This window comes from Pseudomonas fluorescens NCIMB 11764 (assembly GCF_000293885.2).
Lineage (GTDB): Bacteria > Pseudomonadota > Gammaproteobacteria > Pseudomonadales > Pseudomonadaceae > Aquipseudomonas > Aquipseudomonas fluorescens_B.
Map to the genome: position 1 here is coordinate 4,361,041 of NZ_CP010945.1, position 12,621 is coordinate 4,373,661.

Below are 12,621 nucleotides of genomic sequence, written 5' to 3' on the forward strand. Positions count from 1 at the left end.
GAATCGGGACCGCTCAATCTGTATGCCTACGCAATCCAGAAGGCCGTATGCCGAGGTGTCCAATGTCGCAGACTCAGCGTTTATTGTTAATAGCTCCCTCAGCCATGACCCGTACACCGGCGTTCGACCGGGCCGCGGCGTTGGCGCGGGCGATGCAAATGCCGTTGCACATCGTGGCATTTGACTACTCGCAGGCACTGGCGGTGGCTGGCCTGTTTGCGCCCGAACAAATGAACCGTGCACGTGACGGCTATCTGCAGACCCACCGGCAGTGGCTCACGGAACAGGCCGGGTTGATGAGCAGGCACGGTGTGGAAGTCACCAGCGAAGTGGTGTGGGTGCAGCACCCGTATGAGGAAATCATGCAATTCGTCAACGAGATGCCGTTGGCACTGATCATCAAGGATGCGCAGGAAGAGTCGGCGCTCAAGCGTGTGTTTTTCACGCCGCTGGATTGGCAACTGTTGCGCGATTGCCCGGTACCTGTGCATCTGGTGACCAACGCCCTCAATCCGCGCCCGCACAGCGTATTGGCCATCGTCGATGTGCTGCGCAGCGAAGACCAGGACCTGGTGTTCAACGACCAGATCATTGATGCCGCCACCAAACTGGCCGAGGTGTGTGATGCCCGCCTGGAGCTGTTGCACGCCTACGACTGGACCGCCGTGTATGCCCAGGACATTGGTTTTGGGGCGCTGCCATTGGCCGTCGGCATCTATGAAACCCTGGGCTCGGCGCAGCACGAAGCGTTTGCGGCATTGGCCGAACGCCATGGCGTACCACCGGAATGTCGGCACTTCATCGAGGGAATCCCGGTGAACAGTATTTGTGAGTTCGCCGCCGACCATCACACCGATGTCATCGTGATGGGGACGGTGCAACACAAGGGACTTAACAAACTATTGGGAACCACGGCCGAGCAACTGTTACAGCGGGCGCCGTGCAGTGTGTTGGCGATCAAGCCGGGCCGGATGCTGCAGTCCTGAGAATGGATCGCCCCGCGATGAAACGTTGGCCGTAACATCGCGGGGCGAGGGTTTACAGGGAAAGACGATGAATGACCTGGCGGCTGTCATCGGGGTCATTGTGTGTTTCGAAGCCCAGGGCTTTGGCCAGGTCGCGCATCGGCGTATTGCTGGAGGCGTCCACTGAATACATCTGGCGAAAACCGTTCTGGCGCGCGGCTTTGATCAAATGCTCCATCAGGAGTGTACCCAGGCCCAGGTGCATCCATTCATCTGCGACCGTCACGGCGCATTCACATTCAAGTCCGCCGGTGGCGGCATACCGGCTGACGCCGATCTCGACCAGTTTGCCGTTGTCATGGACCAGGGCGATAAAGGCCAGGCGTTTGTCGTTGTCGGTATCCATCAACTGATCGAGCAAAGCGCCGGTGGGCTCGTTGATCTGCGCCAGAAAACGCATGTGGCGAGACTCGGGAGAGAGCCGTTTGATAAAGTCGTATTCGCGCTCGCGGTCTTTTTCCGCCAGCGGCCGGATCAATACGTGGCGGCCATCCTTGAGTTCTTCGATCCAGTACCTTCCGGTGACTGCAGCATAGGCAGCCGCCGCCCGGTCATTGTGGTCTTTGACGGTGAGCATGGGGTCGTCCTCCAACGGGTTTGAAAAGGGGCGCGCGGTGATGAACCGCACCGTTCGTTCCTTTCTACGCCGCTGTCGGCGCTTGAATCTGATCTGGATCAGAGACTCGTGATCAAGCGCATTCATTTGTACCTGGTTGACGTAAATCAACCTGGGGCAGGGGGCAGCGGGTGCAGTCTGGGATACCTGCCGGCCCTTGCGAGCCGGTGTCGAATCGAGGTGTGTGATGGGTCAATATCAACGATTGTTGCTGATCGCCGACCAAACCTTGCATCAATCCCCGGCGCTGTTACGTGCTGTCGCCCTGGCCAAGGAAAGCGGGGCGGCCTTGGCCGTGCGAGCCTATGTCGAACCGGCGCCGGTGGTGCATTTGTGGGAAGAGAAAGTCGATGACGCGAGGTATCAGGGCTATTTGCGCCGCTATCGTCGCTGGGCGGCCGACGAGATGGACCGGCTCAATGACGCGGGGCTGGAGGTGACCGTCGAAGTGGTGTTCACCACCCATCCGCTGCTGGACATCCTCAAGACCGTCGAAGACCTCAAACCCGACTTGCTGATCAAGGACGTGACCCTTGAACCGCTGCTCAAGCGGGTGTTCATTACCCCGCTCGATTGCCACTTGCTGCGCGAATGCCCGGTTCCGGTTCATCTGGTCAACCAGGCACGCTACAGCTTGCCGCACCGCATCGTGGCGGCGGTGGACCCGTTCGATCCCTCAACCCAGATCAGCGGCCTCAATGACAGCATCATCCAGGCCGCCAACGCGTTAGCCCTGCAATGTGACGCGCCGCTGCACCTGCTTTACGCCTATGACTTGTCGTCAGCCTTCAATGGCGACACGCCGCTGGCGGGCGGTGGCTGGGGCGTGGACTATATCGAAGAGCTGCGTGAGTCGTTGCACCGGGCCTTTGTCACCCTGGCGGATCGCTACGGTGTGCCACCCGAGCGTCGGCATTTCGTCATGGGGTTGCCGGTGCCGGTGATCAGCGAATTCGTCGAGCAATTCCTGGTGGATGTGGTGGTGATGGGGACTGTGCACCGGGTGGGCATCGACCGAATGATCGGCAGTAACACCGAGCGGGCGCTGTACTCGGTGCCAGGGAGCATTCTGGCCGTGGGGCAGGGCGTCAAGGCGTGAGGACGATGGCACCGTTGAACTGACCCGCTCTTAAACAGGCCAGGGCCTCATTGGCGTCGTCGAGGGCGAACCGGGTGACGTCGCATTGCACGGGCGTGTGTTGCAGCTCCGCGAAAAACGCGGTGCCGTCTTCTCGCGTCAGGTTGGCCACCGAGCGGACGTTGCGCTCGCCCCACAGCAGCCGATAGGGAAACGCCGGAATGTCACTCATGTGAATACCGGCGCATACCACACAGCCGCCCTTGGCAGTCACCGCCAGCGCCGCCGGTACCAGCGCGCCGACGGGGGCGAAAATCAGGCTGGCGTCGAGCAGATGCGGCGGCGATTGATCCGAAGGACCGGCCCATGTGGCGCCCAGTGTGCGTGCATAGGTCTGGCTTGCCAGGTCGTCCGGTCGGGTGAAGGCGTACACCTGCTGGCCCCGGCCCTGCGCCACCTGAATGGCCAAATGAGCGGCAGCGCCGAAACCATAGAGCCCGAGGTGGCGTGCATCCTTGACCATTTGCAAGGCCCTGAAGCCGATCAGCCCGGCACACAACAGCGGCGCCGCTTGTAGGTCCGACAGTGCCGGCGGAATGTGAAAACAGAAACGTGGGTCGGCTACGGTGTATTCCGCATAGCCACCGTCCAGGTGACAACCGGTGAACTGCGCCTGATCGCAAAGATTCTCCCGGCCCGAGCGGCAAAACCCGCATTCACCGCACGTCCAGCCCAGCCAGGGAACGCCCACTCGCTGGCCAATCCAGGCGGGGTCGACGTCAGCGCCTACCGCCGTGACTTCGCCGACGATTTCATGCCCCGGCACTCGCGGCAGCACCGCTTGTGGCAACTCGCCGTCCACCAGGTGCAGGTCGGTGCGGCATACGCCACAAGCCAGGACTTCGATTAATAGTTGGTGTGCGCCAGGTGTCGGGACAGGGCGCTCTTCCCGTTGCAGCGGCTGGCCGGGAACATGCAGAACCATGGCACGCATGACGATTCTCCAGACGTGCAGGTGTTAGCGAGGGGAACGATGACAGCCTGCGACCAGCTGCTTGAGCCCTTCCATGTTCTGGATTTTGACGTCGCGGCCTGATATTTCTACCAGCCCCTGATCCCGCAGGTGCGCAATGCCCCGGCAGATGGTTTCCAGCCGCAGCCCCAGGTAGGAGCCGATTTCTTCGCGTCGCATTTTCAGCACGAAGTCCCTGGAGGAATAGCCACGGATACTGAAACGTTGCGACAGGTTCAGCAGAAAAGCCGCCAGCCGCTCATCCGAGTTCATATTGCCCATCAGCATCAACATGCTGTGATCACGCACGATTTCACGGCTCAGGAGCCGGTTGAGGTTGTGCTGCAGCGACGGCAGGTTGTGGGCGAGCTTCTCCAGTTGCGCGAAGTGGATGGGGCAGACTTCGCTGTCCTCGAGGGCAAACGCATTGCAGGCGTGCTCATCGGCGCTGATGGCGTCCAGACCGAGCATCTCGCCGGGTATGTGAAACCCCGTGACCTGTTCACGACCATCGACGGATAACACGCTGGTCTTGAACGAGCCGATACGAACTGCGTAAAGCGAACGCAGTGGATCACCCGTGCGGTACAACGCGGCACCCTTTTTAACCTTGAAGCGCTGCACGATCAGCGTATCCAGTCGCTCGACTTCCGCGCCGCTCAAGCCAATCGGCAGGCACAACTCCAATACGCTGCAGTTGGAACAGGCGGCTTTTAGGTAATGAACTTGAAGTGGGCGAGTTTCAGGCATGAGGGGAGACGCCATCTAGGAGTTTTCTAAGCATAGATGGTGAGTCTTCGAGCGCGAACCTCATTGGGGTGATCGCCGAGGTAATCGACGAACGGGGAGGAATCCACGTCCTGCGTGCCAATGTTCAGAGCGTTCCCACGCCATTGAGCTTGATCGTCGGCGATGAGAATTGATGTAAATCAAGTCTTGGGCGTTTCAGGCACCCAGAATTCATGAATGGCGATGGGTAGGCCGGGCCGTTGGCGGAGGACTTCATGAGCGATTTTCTGAGTGACGAGCAACTGGAAGGGCTGGATGCCTATTGGCGGGCCTCCAATTATCTGGCTGTCGGGCAGATCTACCTCAAAGACAACCCTTTGCTGAAGGTGCCCCTGACCCTGGCACATGTCAAACCCCGGCTGCTGGGCCATTGGGGCACGACGCCGGGGCTGAACCTGATCTACACCCACCTCAATCGGTTGATCAAGCAGTACGACCTGAACATGCTCTTCGTTGCCGGCCCCGGTCATGGTGGGCCAGCGGTTGTGGCACAGACTTATCTGGAAGGGACGTATACCGAGTTTTATCCTTCGGTGGAGTGCAATGCCAACGGTCTGGTTCGCTTGTTTCGGCAGTTTTCATGGCCTTACGGCATATCCAGCCATGTCTCGGCGCAGATTCCGGGGTCGATCCATGAAGGCGGCGAACTGGGCTATAGCCTGGCCCATGCCTATGGTGCCGCGTTTGATAACCCTGACTTGATCGTCGCTTGCGTGATTGGTGATGGTGAGGCCGAAACCGGTACGCTGGCGGCCAGTTGGCACTCCAACAAGTTCCTCAACCCCGCGCGTGACGGGGCGGTGTTGCCGATCCTGCACCTCAACGGCTACAAAATTGCCAATCCCACGGTGCTGGCCAGAATCAGTGAGGATGAGCTGTCGGCCTTGATGTATGGCTATGGCTACGATCCGTATTTCGTTGAAGGCGATGATCCGGCGCACGTGCATCAGGCCCTGGCCCGGACACTGGATACGATCGTGCTGAAAATCCGCGAGATTCAGCGCGAAGCGCGTCAGCCTCGGCAGACCGAAGCGTCGGAACGGCCGCTGTGGCCCATGCTGGTGTTGCGCACACCCAAAGGCTGGACCGGCCCGAAATTCGTCGATGGCCACCGCGTTGAAGGCACCTGGCGCGCGCATCAGGTGCCCCTGGCCGATTTTCAGCAGGCGATTCATCTGCGCCAACTGGAGGAGTGGCTCAACAGTTATCGTCCCGATGAGCTGTTTGATGCCAATGGTGCCTTGCTGCCCGAAATCGCTGCACTGGCACCGACCGGGCACCGGCGCATGAGTGCCAATCCCCATGCCAACGGTGGCGAGCTGTTGCGGGCGCTGGACCTGCCCCCGTTCATCGACTATGCGGTGAAACTCGAGGTTCCTGGCAGCCTGCGCGCAGAGGCCACGCGGGTGCTGGGCACGTTTTTGCGCGATGTAATGAAAAACAGTCTGCTATCGAAAAACTTCCGTCTGTTCGGCCCCGATGAAACGGCGTCGAATCGACTGGATGCGGTCTACGAGGTCAGCGCCAAAGCATGGATGGAGCCGCTGGAGCCAGACGATGTGAACCTGGCGGCCGACGGTCGGGTCATGGAAATCCTCAGTGAACAGGTGTGCGAAGGCTGGCTGGAAGGCTATTTGCTGACCGGACGCCATGGTTTGCTGTCCTGTTATGAGGCGTTCATCCATATCGTCGACTCCATGGTCAATCAACACGCCAAATGGCTGAAAACCGCTGCCGAGGTACCGTGGCGTAAACCCGTTGCTTCGCTCAATTACTTGCTGACATCCCACGTCTGGCGCCAGGACCACAACGGTTTCTCCCACCAGGACCCGGGGTTCATCGACTTGGTGGCCAACAAAAAGTCGGACGTGGTGCGGATTTATCTACCCCCCGATGCCAATTGCCTGCTGTCGGTGGCCGACCACTGCCTGAGAAGCCGCGATTACATCAACGTCATCGTCGCCGGCAAGCAACCGGAATGGCAGTGGCTGGATATCGATGCAGCCATCCGGCATTGCCAGGCGGGTATCAGTCGATGGGACTGGGCGTGTTGCGAGGAGGGTGATCCGGATGTGGTGATGGCCTGCGCCGGTGACGTGCCAACCCTGGAAACCCTGGCGGCGGTGACTTTGTTACGCGAGTACGTACCGGATGTGCGGGTGAGGGTGATCAACGTCGTGGATTTGATGGTATTGCAGCCGTCGTATCAGCACCCCCACGGTTTATCGGACAGCGCGTTCGATGAGTTGTTTACCGTGGACAAACCGGTGATTTTTGCCTTTCACGGCTACCCGGCGCTCATCCACCGGCTGCTGTACAAGCGCACCAGTCATGAGAATTTCCACGTGCGCGGTTTCAAGGAGGAGGGCGCGACCACGACACCGTTCGACATGGCGGTGATCAACAATCTGGATCGTTATCGGTTGGCGCTGGACGTCATCGAGCGGGTGCCCCGGCTGCACGATCACGTGCAAATCGCGCAATCGCGCTACTGGTCCACCATGGAAAAACACAAGCTCTATCTCATCGAGCACGGGCTGGACATGCCCGAGGTGCTGAACTGGCAATGGACGCCCATGGCAGGTCACTGAATCCGGCGCCCCAGGCAGCCGCTGCAACCGAACACTCACCTGAGTAGAGGTAGATCATGAGCCAGTATCAAAAGTTATTACTCATCATCAACCCGGCCTTGCGCCAGTCCCCCGCGATCAATCATGCGGCTGCGCTGGCCAAGGCCAGCGGCGCAAGTTTGCATATCGCGGCGCTCCTGAAATCGCTGGATCGCCTGTCGTTTCTTGAACAGGGAAATCGGGAACAGGCGCGGGAGAGCTACCTGCAGGAACACCGCGACTGGCTCAAGGCTCAGGCAAGCAATCTGCGTGGCCGTGGGCTCGAAGTCACCACCGAAGTGGCCTGGGCCGATGACATGGAGCAGGACATCCTCGCTCATGTCATGGAAATGCAGCCCGACCTGCTGATCAAGGAAGTCCAGCATGAATCAGTGCTTAAACGTGCCTTTTTCACCCCGCTTGACTGGTACCTGCTGCGGCACTGCCCGATACCGGTATATCTCGTGGGCGGCAGTGGCTTCGGCTTGCCGCGCAAGATTGTGGCGGCGGTCGAAGTGTCGGAGACCGAGTCTCCCGACAACGAACTCAACGAGCGGATTATTCAGCAAGCGACGGGTCTGGCCATGCAGTGTGGAGCTGAATTGCATTTGCTGTACGCCTGCGATATCTCGGCCGGTTTTCTGGCGGACATGGACGGCCTGACCTTGGCTGACCTCACCAAGGCCTTACGCAAAGACCTGGAAAAAAACTTCCTCAAGCTGGCGAGCCGGTATGGCGTATCCGCCGATCATCGACATTTCATTATGGGACACCCCGTTTCGGCCCTGAGCGAGTTCGCCAATGAGCAGAATGTCGATGTCATCGTGATGGGAAAAGTCCAGTCACGCGGAGTGAACAAGCTGTTGGGCAGTACGACTGAACACATTCTGTATCAGGTACCTTGCTGCATTCTGGCGGTATAGCGGGCTGCGAGCAGTGGTAAAGGAAGGGCTCATTTACGCTTCCAGTATTTCTGCATTTCCAGAAACAGAAAGGACGCGGTCCAGGTAATGAGTACCAGGCCGGTCAGTGCCTGCAGGCCGGTCAGGTACTTGAGATTGCCCACCGGTGAAATGTCGCCGAAGCCGATGGTCGTGTAGGTGGTAAAGGAAAAGTACACACAGTCCATCAGCGAACCATCGAAATTACCGGTCAGGCTGCCCCAATCGCCGGAGCGCACCATCAGGTAATAGACCAGTGCGAAGCACCAGACTTCAAGCGCATGGGCTACCAGCGCTCCGAATACCCCGACGACAATCCTGAAACGGCTCCACAGCTTCAGCCGCGGCAGCCAATCGTTCAGGCGCAGCAGGCATTCGTAGTGGATCACCACGACGACGATGACCACCAGTGTATTGATCAACGTGACGGCCAGCATGGTGAACCTCCGGCGATAGCGGATGCATGGCGGTCCGCAATAAGCGGTGTCGACAAGACCGGGGCCTCAGGGTGATGTCACGTTCAGACGGGCGAGTTGCGGGGCGGGTTTGACCGGCATCAGCGCTGGAAACTCTTCGGGCGTCAGTGTCTCCTTTTCCAGCAGCAGATGCGCGCCGGCGTCCAGATCGGCTCGACGACTGTTGAGCAAGGCTTTGGCCCGCCCATAGGCTTCATCCAGCAGGGCACGAATGCCCAGGTCGATTTCCCTGGCCGTTTGTTCCGAATAGTCTTTCTCGCCAACACCTCGCAACTGTTCACCCAGGTAGGTCGCGTTTTGTCGCTCCAGTACCGATTGGCCGAGCTCGCTACTCATGCCAAAGCGTGTGATCAATTGTCGGGCGATATCCGTGGCGCGGGCCAGGTCATCGGCGGCCCCGGTGGAAATTTGGCCATAGGCGAGGTATTCGGCAGCGCGCCCGGCCATCAGCACGACAATCCGGTCCTTGAGCATCTGGCAACTGATGAGGAAGTGATCTTCGGTCGGTCGCTGCAGCGTATAGCCCAGCGAGCCAATGGCGCGGGGCACAATCGAGACTTTGTGGACGGGGTCCATGGCAGGCAGGCTGCTGGCGGCCAGGGCATGCCCCATCTCGTGATAGGCCACCACCTGACGCTCGTCAGGGCGCAGCAGGCTGCTCTTGCGTTCAACCCCCGCAACGATGCGCTCCACGGCGGCCGTGAAATCGTTGAGGCTGACGGCTTCGGCACCACGACGAGTGGCCACGATGGCGGCTTCGTTGACCAGGTTGGCCAGGTCTGCACCGGTGAAGCCGGTGGTGATGTCGGCGATACGCTCGCCATCGAGGTCGGGCTCAATTTTGATTTTCTGGAGATGGACCTTGAGGATCGCCTGCCGGCCTTTGCGGTCGGGACGATCGACCAGAATCTGCCGGTCGATTCGCCCGGCTCTCAGTAGCGCCGGGTCGAGCACCTCCGGACGGTTGGTTGCGGCCAGCAATACCACGCCTTCACGGGGATCGAATCCGTCCAGTTCTGCCAATAACTGGTTGAGGGTCTGTTCTTTTTCATCATTGCCGCCAAACGCGCCGACGCCGCGCATTTTGCCCAGTGCATCCAGTTCATCGATGAAGATGATGCAGGGCGCCGCCTGCCGCGCTTGCTCGAACAAATCGTGCACGCGGGCGGCACCGACCCCGACGAACATTTCGACAAATTCCGACCCCGAGATCGAGAAAAACGGCACACCGGCTTCACCGGCGATGGCCTTGGCTACCAGGGTCTTGCCTGTGCCCGGCGGGCCGACCAGCAATGTTCCCTTGGGAATGTGCGCGCCCAGACGCCCGTATTTGGCTTTGTCCTTGAGGAACGAAACGATTTCCACCAGTTCGGCTTTGGCTTCATCGATGCCCGCCACATCGGCAAAGGTCACCCCGGTATCGCGCTGGACGAATACCTTGGCCCGGGATTTACCGATACTCATCAGCCCACCGATGCCTTGTTTTTCCGCCATGCTGCGAAACAGGAAATGCCAGATCACCATGATCAGGACAAAGGGCAGCAACCAGCCCAGCAGACCGCTCAGGAAGGTGTTTTCATTGACCCCGGTAAACCCGACTCCTGAGTGAGCAAGGTCGGTTGCCAATGCCGGATCCACGCGCACCGTCGTAAACAGGTTGTGCCCGTCGATAGGATCCTGCAGTTTGCCGCTGATCTGATCCTTCTCGATCCGCAAATCGCTGACTTTTTGCTCGTTCAGCAATTGCAGGAATTGACTGTATGGAATGCTCTGCACAATACGACGTTCGACAAACAGAAATTGCACGAGGGTGAGCACGACAAACGCAATCGCGAAGTAAGACAAGTTCCATTGGTGGTTCTTTTTCATGGCCTTCGCTCAGAAAGGAGGCAAACGGGCAGATCGCAGGTTCCCGGGGTGACCGGCTCAGGCAAGACGCAAATGATCGTTCACCTCCCTCACGCCTGGCACGGACCAGGCCGCCCGTTCGGCTATTCGACGCTGGCGCCACAAATGAACGTTGCCTTCCAGACTCACAACATCCCCATCGACCTTGACGTGAATCTCCTTGGCGTCGACTTCGGCGTTGCGCTTGAGCGCTTCTTCAATGCGGTGCTGGATATCGACCACATCCACCCGGGGGACGAGGGTGAGACGATTGTCCACGCCAACCACGCCGGACAACTTGCGCACGGCTCGCTCGACGATTTCTTTCTGGTACTGCCAGTCCACTTCACCCTCAAGGGTGATCCAGCCATTCTGCACGATGACTTTAATGTCACCGTCGGGTAGGTCGGCACTCCAGCTGATGATGTTCAAGGCACGGTTCGCGATGGTGTCGTCCGCTGTACCGGCGCCTTTGTCCAGCCTGACCTGGATTTCTTCGGCAACAGCGCGTACCCCTTTGATGCCTTTTACCGCACGTTCTGCACTGACTTTCTGAGCATAGCTGTTGACGTGACCGGAGAGCGTGACGATGCCATTGTCCACGGCAACGCCAATGCTCGCGGCGTCTATTTCCGGCTTGAATTCAAGTTCTTCCAAAATGGTTTTACGCAGGCTCAGGTCGTTCATGACGGTGTCCTCTGTTGATGAGGTTTGACGGGGCGCACGTGCCCGGTTGGTTTTTTTTACGCCTGAGCGGTGCAAAGACATTGAGCTAAATCAACAAGGCTTCAGTGAGTGCCTCACTCATCGCCAGCGAGCCATTAGTTGACAAAAATCAGAGTGCGCAGGCGATGGCGTCTGATACTTGGGGCAGTTATCTGAAGGTTTCCAGTCGCGATAAACCGAGGCAAAGTCATGAACAAGCGCGTGTCTTTTGTATTGCTGAGCATTCTGTTGGCAACGGCGGCCGGTTGTAGTAGTCAGCACACCCAGGAAATCGACGCACGATTGGAGTCCGCGGAAAATAACGCCGCGACTGCACGGCTGCGGGCCGATGAGGCGTACCTGAAGGCACAGTTGGCTATCGAGATAGCCAGTCAGGCGCAACGCACGGCCGATGAGGCGAATGTGCGTGCCAGCCGGATGGCCGGCAAGGTGCCACGCCAGTGAGTAGCGATGACACGACGCGCCGACGAGGTATGTGATGTTGAAGCTCAAACGTATCCTGTTGATTGCCCCCGCCGAAATGACCCGCACCCCGGCGTTTGAGCGGGCGCAGGCACTGGCCTGCGCAACCGGTGCGTTGTTGCACATCGTTGCGTTCGACTATGTCCAGGCGCTGGCGGTAGCCGGGCTGTTTGACCATGATGCGATGGCCCAGGCACGGGAGGGCTATTTGCAGGTGCATCGACACTGGCTGGAGCAGCAAGCCAGGTTTCAACGGTGCGGGGGGATGCAGGTGACCACGGAGGTGGTCTGGGCGAAATCGAGCCCGGCGCACCTGCTTGAGTACGTAAATGACTTCCATGCGGACCTGGTGATCAAGGACACCCATTATGTGCCAGCACTCGACCGGGCTTTTCACCAACCCCTCGACTGGCGGTTGCTGCGTGATTGTCCGGCTCACTTGCATCTGGTGACTGAGGCCAGGAATCCCAAACCGCTCAAAATACTTTGCACAGTCGATCTGTCTCATCTGGAGGATATGACTCAAGGGCTGAACGACCGGGTGCTCGATCTGGGCTCGACGCTGGCAGCATCCTGCGGTGCCGCCTTGTCTCTGCTGAGCGTTAACAGTTGGTCCGTGGTGGGCGATTCAGCGATAAGCGTGCCGACCGTGACGCTGGCTCACAGTTTGAGAGACGCGGTCAACGATGCGCAGCAGGAGGCTTTTGAGGCGCTTGCCGATCGTTACGGTATTCAAACAACACACCGACATCTCCTGACGGGTATCCCGCACACAGTCATTACACAGTTCGCCCGGCAGAATGCCTTTGACATGGTGGTGCTTGGCGCGGTCTATCAACACGGCATCGACAGGTTCGTCGGCAGTACCGCCGAGAGCGTGCTGAACCGGGCGCCCTGCAGTTTGACCATCGTCAAACCCTTGCCCAGGCTCGACGGATTCAGCGACCGGTAACGCTCGCCGTTGATAAAAATCAACTGCACCTGACCCCTGAAGAGCGAT

Annotated in this window: 12 protein-coding genes; 6 read left to right on the top strand and 6 right to left on the bottom strand. The window is 59.1% G+C overall.

The genetic code is table 11. The features are described 5' to 3' along the window. Positions 1-62 precede the first annotated feature (62 nt). Positions 63-986 carry a universal stress protein gene (locus B723_RS19985; protein ID WP_017338566.1) on the top strand — a complete coding sequence of 308 codons (924 nt, stop codon included), beginning with the start codon at positions 63-65 and terminating at the stop codon, positions 984-986. A gap of 52 nt (positions 987-1,038) precedes the next feature. Here the strand turns inward: B723_RS19985 and B723_RS19990 are convergent, their stop codons facing one another. After that, on the bottom strand, positions 1,039-1,602 hold the full coding sequence (locus tag B723_RS19990; RefSeq protein ID WP_031318866.1) for a GNAT family N-acetyltransferase: 564 nt from the start codon (positions 1,600-1,602) through the stop codon (positions 1,039-1,041). Positions 1,603-1,828: 226 nt separating this feature from the next. Between B723_RS19990 and B723_RS19995 the strand changes: the two genes are divergently transcribed. Continuing rightward, positions 1,829-2,740, top strand: coding sequence for a universal stress protein (locus tag B723_RS19995; RefSeq protein WP_017338568.1), 912 nt, complete (start codon positions 1,829-1,831; stop codon positions 2,738-2,740). Here the strand turns inward: B723_RS19995 and B723_RS20000 are convergent. Further along, positions 2,730-3,713 (bottom strand): zinc-dependent alcohol dehydrogenase family protein, encoded by a 984-nt coding sequence (locus tag B723_RS20000; protein WP_017338569.1) that lies wholly within the window; start codon positions 3,711-3,713, stop codon positions 2,730-2,732. The two genes, B723_RS19995 and B723_RS20000, sit on opposite strands and share 11 nt — an antisense overlap. A 24-nt stretch (positions 3,714-3,737) precedes the next feature. After that, positions 3,738-4,481 (bottom strand): fumarate/nitrate reduction transcriptional regulator Fnr, encoded by a 744-nt coding sequence (gene fnr / locus B723_RS20005; protein WP_017338570.1) that lies wholly within the window; start codon positions 4,479-4,481, stop codon positions 3,738-3,740. Positions 4,482-4,735: 254 nt separating this feature from the next. Between fnr and B723_RS20010 the strand changes: the two genes are divergently transcribed. After that, positions 4,736-7,111 (top strand): phosphoketolase family protein, encoded by a 2,376-nt coding sequence (locus B723_RS20010; RefSeq protein ID WP_017338571.1) that lies wholly within the window; start codon positions 4,736-4,738, stop codon positions 7,109-7,111. Positions 7,112-7,167: 56 nt separating this feature from the next. After that, positions 7,168-8,052, top strand: a complete 885-nt coding sequence (locus tag B723_RS20015; protein ID WP_017338572.1) for a universal stress protein — start codon at positions 7,168-7,170, stop codon at positions 8,050-8,052. Positions 8,053-8,081: 29 nt separating this feature from the next. On the opposite strand, the gene B723_RS20020 is transcribed toward B723_RS20015, so the two are convergent. The 3 genes from B723_RS20020 to B723_RS20030 all read right to left on the bottom strand — a co-directional run bounded on the left by B723_RS20020 (position 8,082) and on the right by B723_RS20030 (position 11,120). Further along, positions 8,082-8,507 carry a potassium channel family protein gene (locus tag B723_RS20020; RefSeq protein ID WP_017338573.1) on the bottom strand — a complete coding sequence of 142 codons (426 nt, stop codon included), beginning with the start codon at positions 8,505-8,507 and terminating at the stop codon, positions 8,082-8,084. Between the two features lie 66 nt (positions 8,508-8,573). After that, a complete protein-coding gene (gene ftsH / locus B723_RS20025) occupies positions 8,574-10,415 on the bottom strand; it encodes an ATP-dependent zinc metalloprotease FtsH (protein ID WP_017338574.1) in 1,842 nt (613 codons plus the stop codon). A gap of 57 nt (positions 10,416-10,472) precedes the next feature. After that, on the bottom strand, positions 10,473-11,120 hold the full coding sequence (locus tag B723_RS20030) for a BON domain-containing protein (protein ID WP_017338575.1): 648 nt from the start codon (positions 11,118-11,120) through the stop codon (positions 10,473-10,475). Positions 11,121-11,348: 228 nt separating this feature from the next. Here B723_RS20030 and B723_RS20035 point away from each other — a divergent pair, with 228 nt between their 5' ends. Both B723_RS20035 and B723_RS20040 read left to right on the top strand, forming a co-directional pair. Then, the gene (locus tag B723_RS20035) at positions 11,349-11,603 is read left to right on the top strand and encodes an Lpp/OprI family alanine-zipper lipoprotein (protein ID WP_017338576.1); all 255 of its coding nucleotides are present in this window, start codon (positions 11,349-11,351) and stop codon (positions 11,601-11,603) included. Positions 11,604-11,637: 34 nt separating this feature from the next. Further along, a complete protein-coding gene (locus tag B723_RS20040) occupies positions 11,638-12,573 on the top strand; it encodes a universal stress protein (RefSeq protein WP_017338577.1) in 936 nt (311 codons plus the stop codon). The last annotated feature ends 48 nt before the right edge of the window (positions 12,574-12,621 follow it).

Coding starts and splice junctions, on each gene's coding strand:
- B723_RS19985 (WP_017338566.1), top strand. CDS start 63: ATGTCGCAGACTCAGCGTTTATTGTTAATAGCTCCCTCAGCCATGACC.
- B723_RS20015 (WP_017338572.1), top strand. CDS start 7,168: ATGAGCCAGTATCAAAAGTTATTACTCATCATCAACCCGGCCTTGCGC.
- B723_RS20010 (WP_017338571.1), top strand. CDS start 4,736: ATGAGCGATTTTCTGAGTGACGAGCAACTGGAAGGGCTGGATGCCTAT.
- B723_RS20000 (WP_017338569.1), bottom strand. CDS start 3,713: ATGCGTGCCATGGTTCTGCATGTTCCCGGCCAGCCGCTGCAACGGGAA.
- B723_RS20020 (WP_017338573.1), bottom strand. CDS start 8,507: ATGCTGGCCGTCACGTTGATCAATACACTGGTGGTCATCGTCGTCGTG.
- B723_RS20040 (WP_017338577.1), top strand. CDS start 11,638: ATGTTGAAGCTCAAACGTATCCTGTTGATTGCCCCCGCCGAAATGACC.
- B723_RS19995 (WP_017338568.1), top strand. CDS start 1,829: ATGGGTCAATATCAACGATTGTTGCTGATCGCCGACCAAACCTTGCAT.
- B723_RS20035 (WP_017338576.1), top strand. CDS start 11,349: ATGAACAAGCGCGTGTCTTTTGTATTGCTGAGCATTCTGTTGGCAACG.
- ftsH (WP_017338574.1), bottom strand. CDS start 10,415: ATGAAAAAGAACCACCAATGGAACTTGTCTTACTTCGCGATTGCGTTT.
- fnr (WP_017338570.1), bottom strand. CDS start 4,481: ATGCCTGAAACTCGCCCACTTCAAGTTCATTACCTAAAAGCCGCCTGT.
- B723_RS19990 (WP_031318866.1), bottom strand. CDS start 1,602: ATGCTCACCGTCAAAGACCACAATGACCGGGCGGCGGCTGCCTATGCT.
- B723_RS20030 (WP_017338575.1), bottom strand. CDS start 11,120: ATGAACGACCTGAGCCTGCGTAAAACCATTTTGGAAGAACTTGAATTC.